Raw genomic sequence first — 16,371 nt, 5'->3', positions numbered from 1 at the left:
TGGTGGTGGCTTAGTTGCTGGCGGTTTTCATCGGCTGGTCAGGTTTTTTGTCATTCCCGGCGATAAACGGGCTCCACGGCTGAGCGCGTACCGGCTGTTCGGTTTGCCAGACGACGTTGAACTGGCCGTTGCCTTCGATTTCACCAATCATGACGGGCTTATGCAGGTGGTGGTTGGTGGCATCCATGGTCAGCGTAAAGCCGGACGGCGCGTTGAACGACTGGCCCGCCATTGCCGCGCGCACTTTGTCCACGTTGGTTGTCCCCGCTTTTTCAACCGCCTGCGCCCACATATGCAGGCCGACGTAGGTCGCTTCCATCGGATCGTTGGTGACGACGGTATCGGCATTCGGTAGCTTATGGGCTTTCGCGTAGGCTTTGTAGGCCGCGACAAAGGTCTGGTTGGTCGGGTTATCGACGGATTCAAAGTAGTTCCACGCCGCAAGGTTACCCACCAGCGGTTTGGTATCAATGCCGCGCAGTTCCTCCTCGCCCACCGAGAACGCCACCACCGGCACGTCCGTGGCTTTCAGCCCCTGGTTCGCCAGCTCTTTATAGAAAGGCACGTTGGAATCACCGTTGATGGTGGAGACCACCGCCGTTTTACCGCCCGCAGAGAATTTCTTGATACTGGCGACGATGGTCTGGTAATCGCTATGACCAAATGGGGTGTAGACCTCTTCAATATCTTTATCTTCCACGCCTTTCGAGTGCAGGAAGGCGCGCAGGATCTTGTTCGTGGTGCGCGGGTAAACGTAGTCCGTTCCCAGCAGGAAGAAGCGTTTCGCGCTGCCGCCGTCCTCGCTCATCAGGTACTCCACCGCCGGGATCGCCTGCTGGTTAGGCGCCGCGCCAGTATAGAAGACGTTAGGTGACATCTCTTCACCTTCGTACTGCACCGGATAGAACAGCAAACCGTTCAGCTCCTCAAAAACCGGCAGAACCGATTTACGCGATACGGAGGTCCAGCAGCCAAACACCACGGCGACCTTATCCTGGCTCAGAAGCTGGCGGGCCTTTTCGGCAAACAGCGGCCAGTTGGAGGCCGGGTCAACCACCACCGGCTCCAGCTTTTTCCCGAGCACGCCGCCTTTGGCGTTAATTTCATCGATGGTCATCAGGGCGACATCTTTCAGGGGCGTTTCTGAAATGGCCATCGTGCCGGAGAGTGAGTGCATGATCCCGACTTTAATGGTCTCTGCGGCCTGGACGCCAAAACTGACCCCCATGGCGACCACGGAGGCGGACAAGGCGAACGCTTTTATAAAGGTACGACGGTGCATATTTTCACTCCTGAAAAAGAAAGCTGTGCGAAGACGTCCGTTACCGCCCGGACGCAGAAAAAGTAACGTCAGTTTCAGGAGAGCAAAAAGGGTGCCAGGTTGCAGAGGCAGGATTTAAACGGGTTCGAAGAGAGGATTTACGGTAAACGACTCAGAATGGTACAGCGCTGCACTGTAATAATGCAGCGCTGTGAACGGCGTTACCAGACGTCGCTGGCGATTTGCGTCACCAGGCGAATTTTATCCCACTGCTGGGCTTCGCTCAGGCTGTTACCCTCTTCCGTGGAGGCAAATCCGCACTGCGGGCTGAGGCAAATCTGCTCTTTCGCCACGTAGCGCGCAGCCTCTTCCAGACGCGCTTTCACCCCTTCCGGGTTCTCCAGTTCACCGTGCTTGGTGGTGATCAGCCCCAGCACCACCTGCTGTTTACCCGGGCGCACAAAACGCAGTGGCGCAAAGTCGCCGCTACGGTCGTTGTCGTACTCCAGGAAGAACGCGTCGACGTTCACCGTGCCGAACAGCACCTCCGCCACCGGCTCATAGCCGCCTTCGGAAATCCAGGTTGAGCGGAAGTTGCCGCGGCAGACGTGCAGCCCGATGGTCAGGTCGTCCGGTTTGCCCTCCAGCGCCTTATTCAGCACCCGGGCATAGGTTCGGGCAAGTTCGTCTGCATCGTCACCGCGCTCGCGGATCTGGCGGCGCTGGTCTTCTGAACAAAGGTAGGCCCAGACGGTATCATCCAGTTGCAGATAGCGGCAGCCTGCATCGTAAAAGGCCCGAATGGCATCACGCCAGGTTGTCGCCAGATCGTCAAAGTAATCCTTCAGATCCGGGTAGACCGTGGCATCAATATCCTTGCGGCCACCGCGGAAGTGCAGCACGCTCGGGCTCGGAATGGTCATCTTCGGCTGTGCGTTACCGCTGATGCTTTTGAGGTAGCGAAAATCTTCCAGCATAGGATGATCGCCGAAGCCCAATTTGCCCGTTACGCGCACGCCGTGGGCTTTGGTCTGCACCCCGTTGAACTGAATGCCCTGCTGCGAATCATAACGCTCTACGCCCTGTAGCCCGTCAAAGAAGTCAAAGTGCCACCAGGCGCGGCGGAATTCACCGTCCGTTACCACATGCAGACCGCAGGCGCACTGCTGTTCGACAACATGGCGAATGGCCTCGTCCTCAACCGCGCGAAGCTGACCGGCATCGATCTCACCGCTGGCAAATTGCAGACGGGCCTGTTTAACAGAGTCCGGGCGTAAAAAACTGCCGACTACATCGGCGCGGTACGGGGCGTGGTGTCGCTGCATGGAAATCTCCTCTGTCTGTCGGCGTTAATTGCCCACAGTGATAATTCATCTCTTGAACATTTAGACTTCTGGATGTCTAAACGTCCTAAAAAGATGTCATACCGGCTCGCCGCCGACAAACGAGAAAATTTCATCTGTGTTGAAATAAATTCATGTTCACAGGGCGGGCGATGAAGATCCTGCAAACGCGAACCGCTCATCTTCCCAGCCGGTCATGCCCCCGAGCATAACCTTAACCGGCAGACCCAGACGCGCCAGCTTCAGCGCCGCCCTGTCCGCCCCGTTGCAGTGCGGGCCTGCACAATAGACGACAAACAGCGTGCCCTCTGGCCACGCTGTCATCCGCTCGACGGTGATCTGGCTCCAGGGTAAATGCAGCGCGCCGGGCAGATGCCGCCGGGCAAAATGTTCAGGCTTCCCGACAACGTGCAGCAGAACAAAGTCCTGCTCACCGCTGGATACCGCGTGATGGACATCGGCGCAGTCCGTCTCGACGCTCAGACGACGCAGAAAATGCCCCACGGCTTCCTGCGGCTCAGCAGCCGGAAATTCAGTAACATAGCTCATGAATCTTCCTCATTTGTGGTGTTTGTGTTAACACTACTCTATCCCTTAATTCAGCACATGAATGCGTCCGCCTATGCCAGAAAACAGCAAAAAGATGACAAACTTAAGACATCCCTCGCCGCGCGCGGTCGTGCTGGCATATGACGGTTTATGTACCTTTGAGTTTGGCGTGGCGGTAGAAATCTTTGGCTTGCCGCGCCCGGAGATGGGCGATGACTGGTATCAGTTCGCCGTGGCGAGCGTGGATGGCGGCGAGCTCCGGGCAACGGGCGGGATCCGTATTCTGGCCGACGGCGATCTGCGTCTGCTTGAAACGGCGGATCTGGTTGTTGTACCCGGCTGGCGAGGGCTGGATGAACCCGTACCCGAAGCGCTCTGCCAGGCGCTCCGCGCGGCGCATGCCCGCGGCTGCCAGCTACTCTCGATCTGTTCTGGCGTTTTCGTTCTGGCAGCCTCAGGCCTGCTTGACGGGCGGAAGGCAACCACCCACTGGCGCTACACGCAAGCTCTGAAAACACGCTTTCCCGCCATCACCGTGGTCGAAGATGTGCTCTACCAGGACGAAGGCGATATTCTCACTTCCGCCGGCAGCGCCGCGGGGATTGATCTGTGTCTGCACGTGGTGCGCCGGAATTACGGTATGGAGGCAGCAAACCGCGTGGCGCGTCGACTGGTGATCCCGCCCCATCGGGACGGCTCGCAAACCCAGCAACTTAGCCGACCGGTGGCTCAGTTGCGGGAGAGCCAGCGCCTGGGCCAGCTGTTCGATTATCTTCACCAGCATCTGGCCGTTTCCCATACCGTCGAATCGCTGGCCCTGCGGGTGGGTATGAGTCAACGCACCTTTCTGCGCCGTTTCCAGGACGCGACCGGGACAACGCCCGCGCGCTGGTTATTGACTGCGCGATTGCAGCGGGCAAAAGATTATCTCGAAAACAGTCGGCTCAGCATTGATAATATTGCGGAACAAACCGGATTTGGACAAAGCGCCACGCTGCGCCACCATTTCCGGCAGCAATTTGCGCTTTCGCCCGCGCAATATCGCAAACAATTTTTACAGCCGGTACGATAAACGGGCAAAAAAAAACCGCCATAATCTGGCGGTAAATGCTTGCATGGATAGATTTGTATTTTGGTATCTACGCTCCGGTATTCCCTACCGGGATGTGGATCACCAGCAATCTACCACTGTGAGCCTCAACGAAGCATAAACGAATCGATTAACCCGCTTTGGTATTAATTTGCAGATAACGCATCAGCCCCTGATCTGCACTCTGGCGGGCATCATCATTAATCGCTTCGAGATAAAACGCACGAGAGACCCCATACGGTGCCTGCTCGGGTGGGTAAACGGCGAACTGGAAGGTTTTGCCTCTCGCCTTATTGGTACAGCCCAGCTCCCAGCGATCTTCACTTACCTGGGTGCTATTACATTCGACACGTCCGTAATCGCTGGTTAAATACGATCCAACACGGCTTTTTGCTGACTGAATATATTCTGGTTCTTCATTTGAATAGATGCTGGCCGCAGCACCCACCGCAACCACTACGCCCAGAAGTGATAGCACGATTATTTTTTTCATTTATTCGATCCAATCCTTAGCCAGAAAAATCTTATTGTAAATGATTTCCCAATAAATCTAGTTGTTCTTTGCATACCAGAAATGGGAGTTTACAACGTCGATATCACTTTTAAGAATAGTCTTAAGCGCGTTTTATTGCGACCACAATTTTTGACACTCTATTTTCTCAAATTTAAAGAGTCGAATAATTACTCTATGAAATTATCCCTACGATGACCGTAGCGTATTTTCAGGGGATAAATGATGTTCAGAAAAGAATTTTCGCTACTGCTGGTAATTAGCGCCCTGTTCTCAGGACAGATTATGGCGGAGCACAAAGGGCATGAATTTGTGTATGTGAAAAACGCCGACCATCAGCTTCGTCATGAAGCTGACAGCGACGAGTTACGCAGCGCGGCTGAGGAGTCTGCGGAGGGGTTGCGCGAGCACCATACCTGGCAGAAATCGCGCAAACCGGATACCCACTCTGCGGGTTAGCTGCCTTTACGCTTCGGCAGGGTCTTCATCAAATCGTCAGGGCTGACGGAGGCCACAATGCTTCCCGGCGGCGGCATTTTGAAGATGTGATTCTTCATCTTGCCGATAACGTGCATTTCACACGGACGGCAGTCAAACTTCAGCGTCAGCACTTCATCGCCATTCACCAGCTGCATCGGCGTCGCTTTCCAGCTTTTAATATTGCCTTTCGCCTGTTTCGGACAAAGGTTAAAAGCAAACCGCAGGCAGTGTTTGGTGATCATCACCGGCACATCGCCCTTCTCTTCATGCGCTTCATACGCGGCGTCAATCAGCTGCACGCCGTGACGATGATAAAACGCACGCGCTTTGTGGTTGTATACGTTCGCGAGGAAAGAAAGATGCGTGTCCGGGTAGACCGGCGCAGGCACCGCTTCGGCCTTACGGCTGCCGCGCGAATAGTTTGCCAGGCGTACTTCATCCAGCATCTCGGCCGTTTCACGGCGGAACTGGTTCAGCAGGCTGTTCGGCACGAACAGCGCGTCCGGCAGATTCACCTCAATATTGCGCGCGTAATAAATGGTCTGCCCCAGCTTCGCCACGCCATCCTTGAGGTTGTTGAGCGCTTTCTCCGCATTGTTCGCCACCTCGAACAGGCCGTCGAGCGTATGCGTGACGCTGATGCCGTCTTCGCAGGTCATGGTCAGGATCAGCTGCTCTTCCCAGCCCCCCAGCGCGATATCCACCGCAATGCGGCGCTCGCTGGAGGTCTTGAGCAAGGCCTGCTGCCAGTTGTGATCCAGGTTACGGTTAAGCGCCGCATTAGGACGGGCTTTGTAGAGATCGGCAGGCATTTCGTTCGGCCAGACGCGATAGCGATTTTCGCCGGTTTTCTCCACCGTATTGGCGCGGAAACCCACTACTTCACGTTTGATCATCACGTTGAGACCATCGCCGTTCGCCAGCGGCTCTGTCACCTGAACGTCAAGATGATCTTTCGCCACTTTCAGCACTTCACCCACCGGCAGGCCGATAAACTTCGGTGAGTCGAACGCGCCAATATCCCCTTTACGGGCATTCACGAAATAGTCCGTGCTGCCGCGGTGGAAGGTTTTGTCCGTAGACGGAATAAAGAAATGCTCTGTACGCCCGGCGGAGGCGCGCGCCAGATCACCGCGATCGTCGATGATGGCATCCAGCATCTGACGATAATGGGCGGTGATATTTTTCACGTAGCTCATGTCCTTGTAGCGCCCTTCAATTTTGAAGGAGCGTACGCCAGCATCGATCAGCGCACCGAGGTTCGCCGTCTGATCGTTATCTTTCATCGACAGCAGGTGTTTTTCGAATGCCACCACGCGGCCCTGATCGTCTTTCAGGGTATACGGCAGACGGCAGGCCTGAGAGCAGTCGCCCCGGTTAGCGCTGCGCCCCGTCTGGGCGTGAGAGATATTACACTGCCCGGAATAGGCCACACACAGCGCACCGTGGATAAAGAATTCAATGGTCGCGTCGGTCGCCTGATGGATATCGCGGATCTGGTTCAGGTTCAGCTCGCGCGCCAGCACAATCTGCGTAAACCCGACGTCCGAAAGAAACTTCGCCTTCTCGACGGTGCGGATATCGCACTGAGTGCTGGCGTGCAGCTCAATCGGCGGGATATCCAGTTCCAGAACGCCCATATCCTGAACGATCAGGGCGTCAACGCCGGTCTGGTAGAGATCGGTGATCAGACGCTGCGCGGGCTCCAGCTCATCATCATGAAGAATGGTGTTCAGGGTCACAAACACCTTCGCCCCGAAACGGTGAGCGAACGGTACCAGCTCGGCAATGTCGCGCAGGCTGTTGCTGGCGTTATGCCGGGCACCGAAGCCAGGGCCGCCAATGTAGACGGCATCCGCACCGTGAAGAATGGCTTCACGGGCAATGGCGGCGTCGCGGGCCGGGCTTAGCAGTTCAAGATGATGGGAGTGCAGGCGCATACTTCGTCGTTATCCGTTATGGTCAAAATGGCGGCTATTGTAGTCAGAAGTCTGTGTCAGTGAAACCGTTTTGCGACGCTTTAGCGGGGATAATGGATCAGGGAGTGAAAATGCACCGTCCGGGCGCTGCTGTTGCGGTACGCGTGCGGTTTATCGCCGGCAAAACGCACGCCGGAATCAGCGTATATTGTGCGCCAGACACCGTCGATCTGCATATCCAGCTCACCGCTTATCACCACCACATGTTCGATCACCCCGGCTTCGTGCGGCGTGGACTCGCTCAGCGCGCCGGGCGACAGGGTGATGGAGAAATGGTCGAACTTAAGCTGTTCATCCCAGGGGAAAAGCGGTTTCACCACCATCGCCTGCTGCTGCGGATCGAATACCGCCTGCGGTTCGCTTTCTGGAGTGATAAACGCCGAAAAAGGTACGTTCAACCCGGTGGCCATTTTCCACAAGGTAGAAACCGTCGGGCTGGACTCATTGCGTTCGATTTGCCCAAGCATTGCTTTCGACACGCCTGTCTCTTCCGCCAGTTTTGACAGGCTCCAGCCCCGCGCCTGACGCAGCGCTTTCAGTGTGGTTGCCAGGTGTTGAGTGATATCCATAGTTCCTCCCGTTGCGGTAAAGCATACCACTTGTACGCTATAGCGCACAGTGATACCTTATCCCGGACGTTATAACGCACAACGGAGTTTCCATGCGATCGACTGCCTCTCTCTTTCCTGCCGTGCTGGCCGGTTTTGTTGCCGTTCTGGTGGGCTATGCCAGCTCTGCCGCCATTATCTGGCAGGCGGCTGCGGCGGCTGGCGCCAGTACACAGCAAATCGCCGGATGGATGACCGCGCTAGGGCTCGGGATGGGGATCAGCACGCTGGCATTGTCGTGGTGGTATAAAGCCCCCGTGCTGACCGCCTGGTCGACTCCTGGCGCGGCGTTGCTCGCCACCAGCCTGCATGGCGTGACGCTGGCGGAAACCATCGGGGTATTTATATTCGCGAATACGCTGATTCTGCTGTGCGGCGTCACCGGCCTGTTTGCCCGGTTGATGAAACTGATCCCGCACTCGCTTGCCGCCGCTATGCTGGCGGGCGTGCTGTTACAGTTTGGCCTGAAGGCATTCAGCAATCTTGAGGGACACATTTTTCTTTGCGGCAGTATGCTGGCCGCCTGGCTGGTGGCCAAAGCTGTAGCGCCCCGGTACGCCATTGTCGCCACGCTGCTGGTGGGCGTGTTCGTTGCCTGGGCTGGAGGTGACGTTGTCACGAAAAGGATGACGTTATCGGTCATCATGCCGGAATTCATTGCCCCTGCGTTCACCTTCACCAGCCTGATCAGCATCGGCTTACCCTTCTTCCTGGTGACCATGGCGTCGCAGAATGCGCCCGGCTTCGCCACCATGCAGGCATCGGGCTATCCGCTGGCGGTCTCACCGCTGATCGTTGCCACAGGCGGGCTGGCGCTGCTGTTGTCCCCCTTAGGCGTCTATTCTATATGCATCGCCGCCATCACCGCCGCCATCTGCCAGAGCCCGGACGCCCACCCGGATGCCAGTAAACGCTGGCTGGCTGCGGCGGCCGCAGGTGGGTTTTATCTGCTGGCGGGGGTGTTCGGCGGGTCGATTTCGGGGCTGATGTCCGCCCTGCCGCTGAGCGGCATCCAGACGCTGGCCGGGCTGGCCCTGCTCGGCACTATCAGCGGGAGTTTGTATCAGGCACTGAATCATGAAGCAGAGCGCGACGCGGCGATCGTCACCTTCCTGATGACCGCCAGCGGCGTCACGCTCCTGGGGATTGGCTCCGCCTTCTGGGGGCTGGTGTTGGGAGGGATCTGTTACGCCGTCTTCTCACGCCTTCGCCGCGCGTAGCTGTGACGGCGTAATGCCGGTCATGCTGCGAAAACGGTTACTGAAATGGCTGGCGGAGTTAAATCCGCAGGCCAGCGCGATGTCGGTGAGCGGCGTGGTCGTGTGCTGCACCATCGCTTTGGCCTTCTCCATGCGGCGCTGCATGACGTACTGATGCGGCGCCAGGCCCATCGACTGGCGGAACATCCGCGCAAAGTGATACTCACTGAGTGCGGCCTGGCCCGCCAGTTCCGCCAGCGTTAAGGGTTGCGCCAGGTTTTCCTCGATAAAGGCCAGCACGTTGCGCAGCACAAACGGCGATAACCCGCCGGTCACCACCGGCAGCTTCCACTGTACGCTGGAATAGTGCTGGACTAAATGCGTCAGCAATAAGGTCGACGCGGTGCTCAGGGTGAGCTGATTGGCGTTTTGCTGCCAGTCGCAGCCGAGCAAAAACTGGCGATAAAGGGCGGTGATTTTCGGATCGCTGCCGAATATTTTTTCCTCCAGCGTCAGCGATAGCGGTCGTTTATCCCAGATTTTCTCCCCCACGTCCCGCAGGTGTTCATCGGTGCAGTAGAGGTGCACGAACGACAGGTCGTCACGAATATCCCACGTGGATTCGCTCTCTTCCGGCATCAGACAAAAACGATCCGGCCCACCGCCATTTTTCCAGCCACCCGGCGTTTTTTGATAGCTTTCATAGCCATCTGCCACGTACAGGCTAAGGGTGTGATGGTTGCTTTTCACGGTGATCGTGTCGTGCTTGTTGTACCACGCCGCCAGTTGAATGCCAGTATTGAGCGCAACGGTTTCCCGCAGCACCGCATTTTGTTGGCGTAACGTTTCAAAGGTGTCGTAAACGAGAGACATGGCCGTAAACAGGTGATTAATCAGACTGTCAGTCTAAGAAGTGTTGCAGCCTGTTACCAGCCATTGTGCGAGAAAAAAGCGCAAGAATTTGCAAGTCCGGCGCAAGGCGATGAAAGCCGGGTCCCTCTTCTTTCGCCACACTGTTGTTTTTCGCGGTATGAGAAGAGAGACACCATGAACGCATTACTCTATGGGCTGGTTGTTGTTATCTGGGGCACGACCTGGATCGCCATTTTTTTGCAACAGGGGCCGGTTGCAGCGCCGGTCTCCATTTTCTGGCGCTTCGCCGTGGCCAGCGCCACGATGATGATCGTCCTGGTCGCCCTTCGCCGTCTGCGCAGGCTGGCGCTGCGGGATCATCTCTACTGCATGCTTCAGGGCTGCTGCGTTTTCTGTTTCAACTTCTGGTGCTTTTACACCGCCGCCGCCCATATCAATACCGGCCTTGAGTCGGTGATTTTCTCGATGGCCGTGCTGTATAACGCCATCAACAGCTTTATCTTCTTCGGCCAGCGTCCACCCGCACGCTTCTGGACGGCGGCAGCGCTGGGGCTTATCGGGATCATTACCCTGTTCTGGAACGATCTGCTCGCCAGCGGCTGGAGCGCGTCGTTGCTTACGGGCATCGGGCTTTCCGCCCTCGGCACCTACGGCTTCTCGCTGGGGAATATGATCAGCATGCGTCATCAGCGAAACGGGCTGGAAACCATGACCACCAACGCCTGGGCGATGCTGTATGGCACCGTCGTGATGGGCCTTATCGCCCTCTTCAGAGGCGATAACTTTATGCCGGAATGGACGGTGAGCTATATGGGGGCGCTGCTCTATCTTGCGCTGTTTGGCTCGGTGATTGCCTTCGGCGCCTACTTTACGCTGGTAGGCCGCATTGGTCCCGGTAAAGCCGCCTACAGCACCCTGCTGTTCCCGCTGGTGGCGCTGTCGATTTCAACGGTGTACGAGGGTTACGTGTGGCATCTCAACGGGATCGTCGGCCTGTTGTTGATACTGGGGGGGAATATGGTGATGTTTACGAAGCCGGAAACCTGGTTCCGCCGCCTGCGGACGGCATAAAAAAACGGCCTGCGAAAATGCAGGCCTTTTTTTATTAATTTGCTGTCTGATGAACATCAAACATAGTGGCATCCGTTGCCATGTCATCCACAACCTGCTTCAGGGTGCCGAAGCCCATTGGCGTATTCTCGTTCGCCAGCTCTTTCCCTTCCCCCTTACGAACAACCTTAATCACCGGTTTGTTCGTAGCCGCGTCGATCAGCTCACCTTCGAAGAACAGGTGCGTATCCATGGTACGATGGCCCGTGGCCATTTGCGTACCCGCAACCAGCAGCGCGACAGGCACCACTTCATAGAACTGCAAACCTTCTTTGTCTGAGCTCACACCCGTGATGGCGCCGCGGAAGATCAGGCTATGTTTGCCCGGCGTCGTCACAATCGGCTTACGCTGGCCAATCGCGGTTTTCAGTTTGGTATTGGTATAATTCAACAGCTCATCAAGCGTTTTTTGCCCAAGCTGAGTGGTCGGTTTTGGCGTCGGATAATAGGTTATCGGCGTCCAGATAATGCTGTCATAATTCGCCTCATTATAAGAAGGATCAACCCAACGCAGGGTTGGCTTCCCGGTTGCAGATTTCATCTCCTGCAAGCCTGAGTAATCTTTTAAAAAGCCTGAATATTGATCGGGGGCTGCGACTTTTGACGCACAGCCTGAGAGGGCCAACAGACCAGAAAGCACTGCAACTTTAAAAAAAGTGTGAGTACGCATGATGGTATTCCATGTTATCTGCAAGTATGCACTTGAAGTTATAACAAAAAATGGGGCGATGTGTTGTGGCAAAAAATGACGAAGACAGCACAAATAGCGAAAAAACTGCCCGACCGAAACCGGGCAGTGAAAATTACTCTTTCAGGTCCACTTGCCAGAACAGGTGTTTGCCGAAGGGATCAATTTCATAGCCCGTGACCTCTTTACGGACTGGCTCAAAAATCGTTGAATGAGCAATCATTACCGCCGGCATTTGATCGTGCATCATCTGCTGCGCCTGCTTGTACAGCGCCACGCGTTTTTCGCGATCGGTTATCGATTTTGCTTCGGCAATCAGGTTATCAAACGGCTTATAACACCATTTCGCCGAATTCGACCCGCCGTTGGCGGACGTACAGGTAAACAGCGGGCCGAAGAAGTTATCCGGATCCCCCGTCGCCGTTGTCCAGCCCATCAGCGCAGCCTGATGCTCCCCGCCCTTCACGCGCTTCAGGTATTCGCCCCATTCGTAGGTCACGATTTTGGTCTGCACGCCAACTTTCGCCCAGTCCGCCTGGATCATCTCCGCCATACGCTTCGCGTTCGGGTTATACGGCCGTTGCACGGGCATGGCCCACAGATCGATGCTTACGCCGTTGGCAAACCCCGCCTCCTTTAACAGCGCTTTCGCTTTTTCTGGATCGTAATCGTAGTCTTTCAGCTCACTGTCGGCACTCCAGACGCCAGGCGGCAGCAGGTTTTTCGCCGCCGTGCCGGTGCCGTGGAAAACCGCCTCAATGATGGCCGGTTTGTTAATCGCCATCGCCAGCGCCTGGCGCACTTTTACGTTATCCAGCGGCGGCTTTTGCGTGTTAAACGCCAGGAAACCGGTATTCAGACCGGCCTTGCTCATCAGGTTGATATCTTTGTTAGCCTTCATACGCGGCAGGTCCGCCGGGTTCGGGAACGGCATCACCTGACACTCATTCTTCTCGACTTTGGCAAAACGTACCGAGGCGTCCGGCGTGATGGTGAACACCAGACGATCCAGCTTCGATTTTCCCTGCCAGTAGTCAGGGAAAGCGGTAAAGAGGATGCGGGAATCCTTCTGATATTGCGACAGCTTAAACGGCCCGGTGCCAATCGGCTGCATATCGACCTTTTCTGGCGTGCCCGCTTTCAGCATGGCATCGGCATACTCCGCCGACAGAATGGAGGCAAAGTACCACGCCAGGTCAGCGACAAACGGCGCTTCCGGATGCGCCAGGGTGAAGCGCACGGTGCGATCGTCAACTTTATCAATGGCGGTAATCAGGCTGCCGAACTCCAGACTTTCGAAGTTGGAATAACTGCCGTTGGAGACGTTATGGTAAGGATGATTCACATCTTTCTGGCGCATAAACGAGAAAATCACGTCGTCCGCGTTGAAATCGCGCGTCGGCGTGAACAGCTTATTACTGTGGAATTTCACCCCTTTGCGCAGGTGGAAGGTGTAGACCTTGCCATCCTCGCTTACCTCCCAGCTTTCCGCCAGGCTCGGCACCAGTTCGGTAGTGCCCGGTTTGAAATCGACCAGACGGTTATAAACCGGTACGGCGCTGGCGTCCACGCTGGTCCCCGACGTATAGAGCTGAGGATTGAAATTTTCCGGCGATCCTTCGGAGCAATACACCAGCGTTTTTGCCGCGACGGTGGAACTGACCGTCAGTGCAGCAAGCGCCAGCGTTATCATTGTGAATGTGCTTTTCATCATTTATTCCTGTCTTTTTAATTCGACGGCTAATTACTTCTTTTGCCATTTCATAAATAACATTAAAGTGATGGCGCAAACACATGAAAAATAAATACAGAAGGAAACACTATGGGCTCAGAACTCTCCAGACAATTAACCCAACGCTTTTTCCGCTATCTCGCCATCACCAGCCAGAGCGACCCGAAAGTCAAAACCCTGCCCTCCACCCCGGGCCAGCACGACATGGCGCGGGAGCTGGCGAAGGAGCTGAAAACGCTGGGGTTAGACGATATTGTGATAGATGAGTTCGCCACCGTTACCGCCGTGAAAAAAGGTAATGTTCCCGGCGCGCCGCGGATTGGTTTTATTACCCATATCGACACCGTCGACGTCGGTTTATCCCCGGATATTCATCCACAAATATTAACCTTTACGGGGGATGATCTCTGTCTGAATAAAGAGAAAGATATTTGGCTGCGCGTAAAAGAGCACCCGGAAATTCTGGCTTATCCTGATGAGGAGATTATTTTCAGCGACGGAACCAGCGTATTAGGCGCAGATAATAAAGCGGCCGTCACCGTGGTCATGACGGTGCTGGAAAACCTCACCGCTGAGCACAACCATGGCGATATTGTGGTGGCGTTTGTGCCCGATGAAGAGATTGGCCTGTGCGGCGCGAAAGCGCTGGATTTAAAGCGCTTCGACGTCGATTTTGCCTGGACCATCGACTGCTGCGAGCTGGGCGAAATTGTTTACGAGAACTTTAACGCGGCGGCGGCTGAAATTCGCTTTACCGGCGTCACGGCGCACCCGATGTCCGCCAAAGGGGTGCTGGTCAATCCGCTGCTGATGGCAACGGATTTCATCAGCCATTTCGATCGCCAGCAAACCCCGGAATGCACCGAGGGGCGCGAAGGTTATATCTGGTTTAACGGCATCCAGGCCGGGCAGAACGAAGCGATACTGAAAGCCAATATTCGTGATTTTGACAAAGATGGTTTCGCCGCCCGCAAGCAGCACATTGCCGATGTGGCGGCGCAAATAGCCGCGCAGCATCCCACGGCAAACGTGGAGTATCGCATTGAGGATACCTACAGCAATATCAGCAATGCGATTGGCGAAGACCGCCGCGCGATCGACCTGATGTTCGAGGCGATGGAATCGCTCGGCATCACCCCAAAACCGATCCCCATGCGCGGTGGCACGGATGGGGCGGCCCTGTCAGCCAAAGGCCTGCTCACCCCGAACTTCTTCACCGGCGCCCATAACTTCCACTCGAAGTTTGAGTTTTTACCGCTGTCGTCGTTCGAGGCCTCCTGTCGCACGGCCCTGCAACTCTGTCTGCTGGCCGCGCGTTAAGCGGGCTTGCGTGCGAGCATGGTAGCGAAGCGCAGCTTGATACGGTTCCCGTTGGCATCGGTACGGTGGAGTTCCCCCACCTCTTCGTTGTACTTGATCAGCTCCCAGCCTTCGTAGTAGTTACTCAGTTCACCGGGTTTGAAGGCAAACGGGAAGCCGACGGTGCACGGATAATCCTCCGTATCCATGGCGGCAACGATCAGGTTATAGCCGCCTGGTTTAGTGCAACGCTGCATATTGGCGATAAGACCAGGGATGGTATTCGCTTCGAGGAACATCAACACGACGGTGGAAAGAATAAAGTCGTATTCGCCGTCAAAGGTCAGGTTGTTCAGATCCTTAATCGCCGTTTGCAGATTCGCGATCCCTTCCGCCGCCTTAATGCGCTCAATGTTATCGATGCTCATCGGGTTTTTATCCCACGCCGTCACGTCATGGCCATTGGCAGCGAGGTAGAGGCTGTTACGGCCATTTCCGCAACCGAGATCGAGCGTTTTTCCCGGCTTAACAATGTCCGCGCTGAGCAGCACCTCTGAGTGCGTGCGGGTCAGCCCATATTTCTCAGTAAAGTAGTTTTCATCGACAGTCATTATTTTTCCTCAGATTGCATAAGCAGTGCCTTATCAGCGCGCACCAGAAGTTTGCCCTGCATCAGCAAGATAAAAGTACGGACCAGCAGCATCGCGATGATGACGTTGGTGAAAATAAACAGGGGAACAGCGAGGGCATGAAAGAACCCTGACGGACTGCTCTGCCCAAGATGTAAACCGGTGGTCGCCAGCGCCGACACCCCGAACGAGAAGCTCCAGAACGACGCGTTGAACGGCTGCGACAGATACCACGGCATCAGACGCAGCATAAACAGGAGTTGCAACAGGCCATAGCCGAAAAGCATTTTGGCGAAGGTGTCCGCTTCGCCGCCGTTGACGCTAAACCAGGCGCTACAGGCCACCAGGGCAGGCGCAAGCTGGATCCCGAGCGAGGTACGAAGGGCAGCGGGCAGCTCGCCCGCGCTGCGCAGGCGTTGTAAAATGACCGGCTCCAGGCTCAGCCAGGAAAAGACCCCGGCACCAAGGAACACCAGCCCCGCGTCGTGGAAGCCTAGCGCACCGCAGGCCATCGCGCTGATAAAATTGTTCGCCACCGTCGGCAGATAGAGTCCCGGCGTCGTGGCTTCTTCCGGATGCTTGCCGCGCCACAGCCCGGCGCTTTGCCAGGCGGCATACGCAAGCTGGATCACCACGCCCACGCTAAACAACCCCAGCGCCACCGGGCGATACCACGGCACAAAGCCGATGGCCACCAGCAGCGTTGTGGCAGGAAACAGGCTGACAAAACTGCTCATTACCGGATGCCGCATCTCGGCCAACACGCTATGTGGAAACCGTACCGCACGGGTAAGAAACGCCACGCTCAGAAGGAACCAGATCGCCACCGCCAGCGCCACCAGGATCTCGCCCGGCCAGCGCGTCACCGGCCAGATGGTGCTGGCATAACGCCAGGCGAACCCCATACCTATGGTCCCGAGGACCATACCGAAATACCCGGCGGGCAAGTTAAGAACGCGTTGGTTTAGGTTATGCATTTTTTTTAAAGTTTAAAATGTATTTTAAATGCCATTTTAAGGG

General features: G+C 55.9%; 16 protein-coding genes. 5 read left to right on the top strand and 11 right to left on the bottom strand.

All coding sequences use genetic code 11. The features are described 5' to 3' along the window. Positions 1 to 10: 10 nt before the first annotated feature. From urtA to ACOTXL_RS01045, 3 genes are all read right to left on the bottom strand, one after another. Complete coding sequence (gene urtA / locus ACOTXL_RS01055) at positions 11 to 1,282, bottom strand: urea ABC transporter substrate-binding protein (RefSeq protein WP_032609178.1); 1,272 nt, start codon at positions 1,280 to 1,282, stop codon at positions 11 to 13. A gap of 200 nt (positions 1,283 to 1,482) precedes the next feature. Continuing rightward, positions 1,483 to 2,586: a cobalamin-independent methionine synthase II family protein gene (locus tag ACOTXL_RS01050; protein ID WP_023314139.1), complete on the bottom strand. Its 1,104-nt coding sequence runs from the start codon at positions 2,584 to 2,586 to the stop codon at positions 1,483 to 1,485. Positions 2,587 to 2,742: 156 nt separating this feature from the next. After that, positions 2,743 to 3,153 (bottom strand): rhodanese-like domain-containing protein, encoded by a 411-nt coding sequence (locus ACOTXL_RS01045; protein WP_045349912.1) that lies wholly within the window; start codon positions 3,151 to 3,153, stop codon positions 2,743 to 2,745. 73 nt (positions 3,154 to 3,226) lie between these two features. On the opposite strand from ACOTXL_RS01045, the gene ftrA reads away from it, so the two are divergent. After that, positions 3,227 to 4,225 (top strand): transcriptional regulator FtrA, encoded by a 999-nt coding sequence (gene ftrA / locus ACOTXL_RS01040; RefSeq protein ID WP_022651184.1) that lies wholly within the window; start codon positions 3,227 to 3,229, stop codon positions 4,223 to 4,225. Positions 4,226 to 4,373: 148 nt separating this feature from the next. On the opposite strand, the gene ACOTXL_RS01035 is transcribed toward ftrA, so the two are convergent. Further along, positions 4,374 to 4,736 (bottom strand): hypothetical protein, encoded by a 363-nt coding sequence (locus ACOTXL_RS01035; RefSeq protein ID WP_003857209.1) that lies wholly within the window; start codon positions 4,734 to 4,736, stop codon positions 4,374 to 4,376. A 243-nt stretch (positions 4,737 to 4,979) separates the two neighbouring features. Here ACOTXL_RS01035 and ACOTXL_RS01030 point away from each other — a divergent pair, with 243 nt between their 5' ends. Further along, the gene (locus ACOTXL_RS01030; RefSeq protein ID WP_003857211.1) at positions 4,980 to 5,213 is read left to right on the top strand and encodes a DUF2554 family protein; all 234 of its coding nucleotides are present in this window, start codon (positions 4,980 to 4,982) and stop codon (positions 5,211 to 5,213) included. Here the strand turns inward: ACOTXL_RS01030 and ACOTXL_RS01025 are convergent. Beyond that, a complete protein-coding gene (locus tag ACOTXL_RS01025; protein WP_003857212.1) occupies positions 5,210 to 7,174 on the bottom strand; it encodes a peptidase U32 family protein in 1,965 nt (654 codons plus the stop codon). The two genes, ACOTXL_RS01030 and ACOTXL_RS01025, sit on opposite strands and share 4 nt — an antisense overlap. Before the next feature lie 80 nt (positions 7,175 to 7,254). After that, positions 7,255 to 7,782, bottom strand: coding sequence for a helix-turn-helix domain-containing protein (locus tag ACOTXL_RS01020; protein ID WP_045349910.1), 528 nt, complete (start codon positions 7,780 to 7,782; stop codon positions 7,255 to 7,257). A 92-nt stretch (positions 7,783 to 7,874) separates the two neighbouring features. Here ACOTXL_RS01020 and ACOTXL_RS01015 point away from each other — a divergent pair, with 92 nt between their 5' ends. After that, a complete protein-coding gene (locus tag ACOTXL_RS01015; RefSeq protein ID WP_045349909.1) occupies positions 7,875 to 9,041 on the top strand; it encodes a benzoate/H(+) symporter BenE family transporter in 1,167 nt (388 codons plus the stop codon). Here ACOTXL_RS01015 and ACOTXL_RS01010 read toward each other — a convergent pair. Then, on the bottom strand, positions 9,021 to 9,893 hold the full coding sequence (locus ACOTXL_RS01010) for a helix-turn-helix domain-containing protein (protein WP_003857218.1): 873 nt from the start codon (positions 9,891 to 9,893) through the stop codon (positions 9,021 to 9,023). The two genes, ACOTXL_RS01015 and ACOTXL_RS01010, sit on opposite strands and share 21 nt — an antisense overlap. 174 nt (positions 9,894 to 10,067) lie before the next feature. Between ACOTXL_RS01010 and ACOTXL_RS01005 the strand changes: the two genes are divergently transcribed. After that, positions 10,068 to 10,964 (top strand): DMT family transporter, encoded by an 897-nt coding sequence (locus ACOTXL_RS01005; RefSeq protein WP_003857219.1) that lies wholly within the window; start codon positions 10,068 to 10,070, stop codon positions 10,962 to 10,964. Between the two features lie 34 nt (positions 10,965 to 10,998). Here the strand turns inward: ACOTXL_RS01005 and ACOTXL_RS01000 are convergent, their stop codons facing one another. Both ACOTXL_RS01000 and ACOTXL_RS00995 read right to left on the bottom strand, forming a co-directional pair. Continuing rightward, positions 10,999 to 11,673 carry a DUF3313 domain-containing protein gene (locus ACOTXL_RS01000; protein ID WP_003857221.1) on the bottom strand — a complete coding sequence of 225 codons (675 nt, stop codon included), beginning with the start codon at positions 11,671 to 11,673 and terminating at the stop codon, positions 10,999 to 11,001. Between the two features lie 133 nt (positions 11,674 to 11,806). Next, entirely contained in the window at positions 11,807 to 13,402 is a 1,596-nt protein-coding gene (locus tag ACOTXL_RS00995; RefSeq protein ID WP_003857222.1) for an ABC transporter substrate-binding protein, read from the bottom strand. Between the two features lie 111 nt (positions 13,403 to 13,513). Between ACOTXL_RS00995 and pepT the strand changes: the two genes are divergently transcribed. Continuing rightward, positions 13,514 to 14,743 carry a peptidase T gene (gene pepT / locus ACOTXL_RS00990; protein WP_045349907.1) on the top strand — a complete coding sequence of 410 codons (1,230 nt, stop codon included), beginning with the start codon at positions 13,514 to 13,516 and terminating at the stop codon, positions 14,741 to 14,743. On the opposite strand, the gene tehB is transcribed toward pepT, so the two are convergent. Then, on the bottom strand, positions 14,740 to 15,333 hold the full coding sequence (gene tehB, locus ACOTXL_RS00985; protein WP_003857227.1) for a tellurite resistance methyltransferase TehB: 594 nt from the start codon (positions 15,331 to 15,333) through the stop codon (positions 14,740 to 14,742). The genes pepT and tehB overlap by 4 nt on opposite strands. Further along, positions 15,333 to 16,328 (bottom strand): dicarboxylate transporter/tellurite-resistance protein TehA, encoded by a 996-nt coding sequence (gene tehA, locus ACOTXL_RS00980; RefSeq protein ID WP_023324635.1) that lies wholly within the window; start codon positions 16,326 to 16,328, stop codon positions 15,333 to 15,335. Before tehA ends, tehB begins: the two co-directional genes overlap by 1 nt. Positions 16,329 to 16,371 lie beyond the last annotated feature (43 nt).

The sequence above is a fragment of the Enterobacter cloacae complex sp. IR5402 genome, from assembly GCF_049238125.1.
Classification (GTDB): Bacteria; Pseudomonadota; Gammaproteobacteria; order Enterobacterales; family Enterobacteriaceae; genus Enterobacter; species Enterobacter hormaechei_C.
Note: the sequence above shows the minus strand (reverse complement) of the source record. Positions and strands in the feature narration are given on the sequence as shown.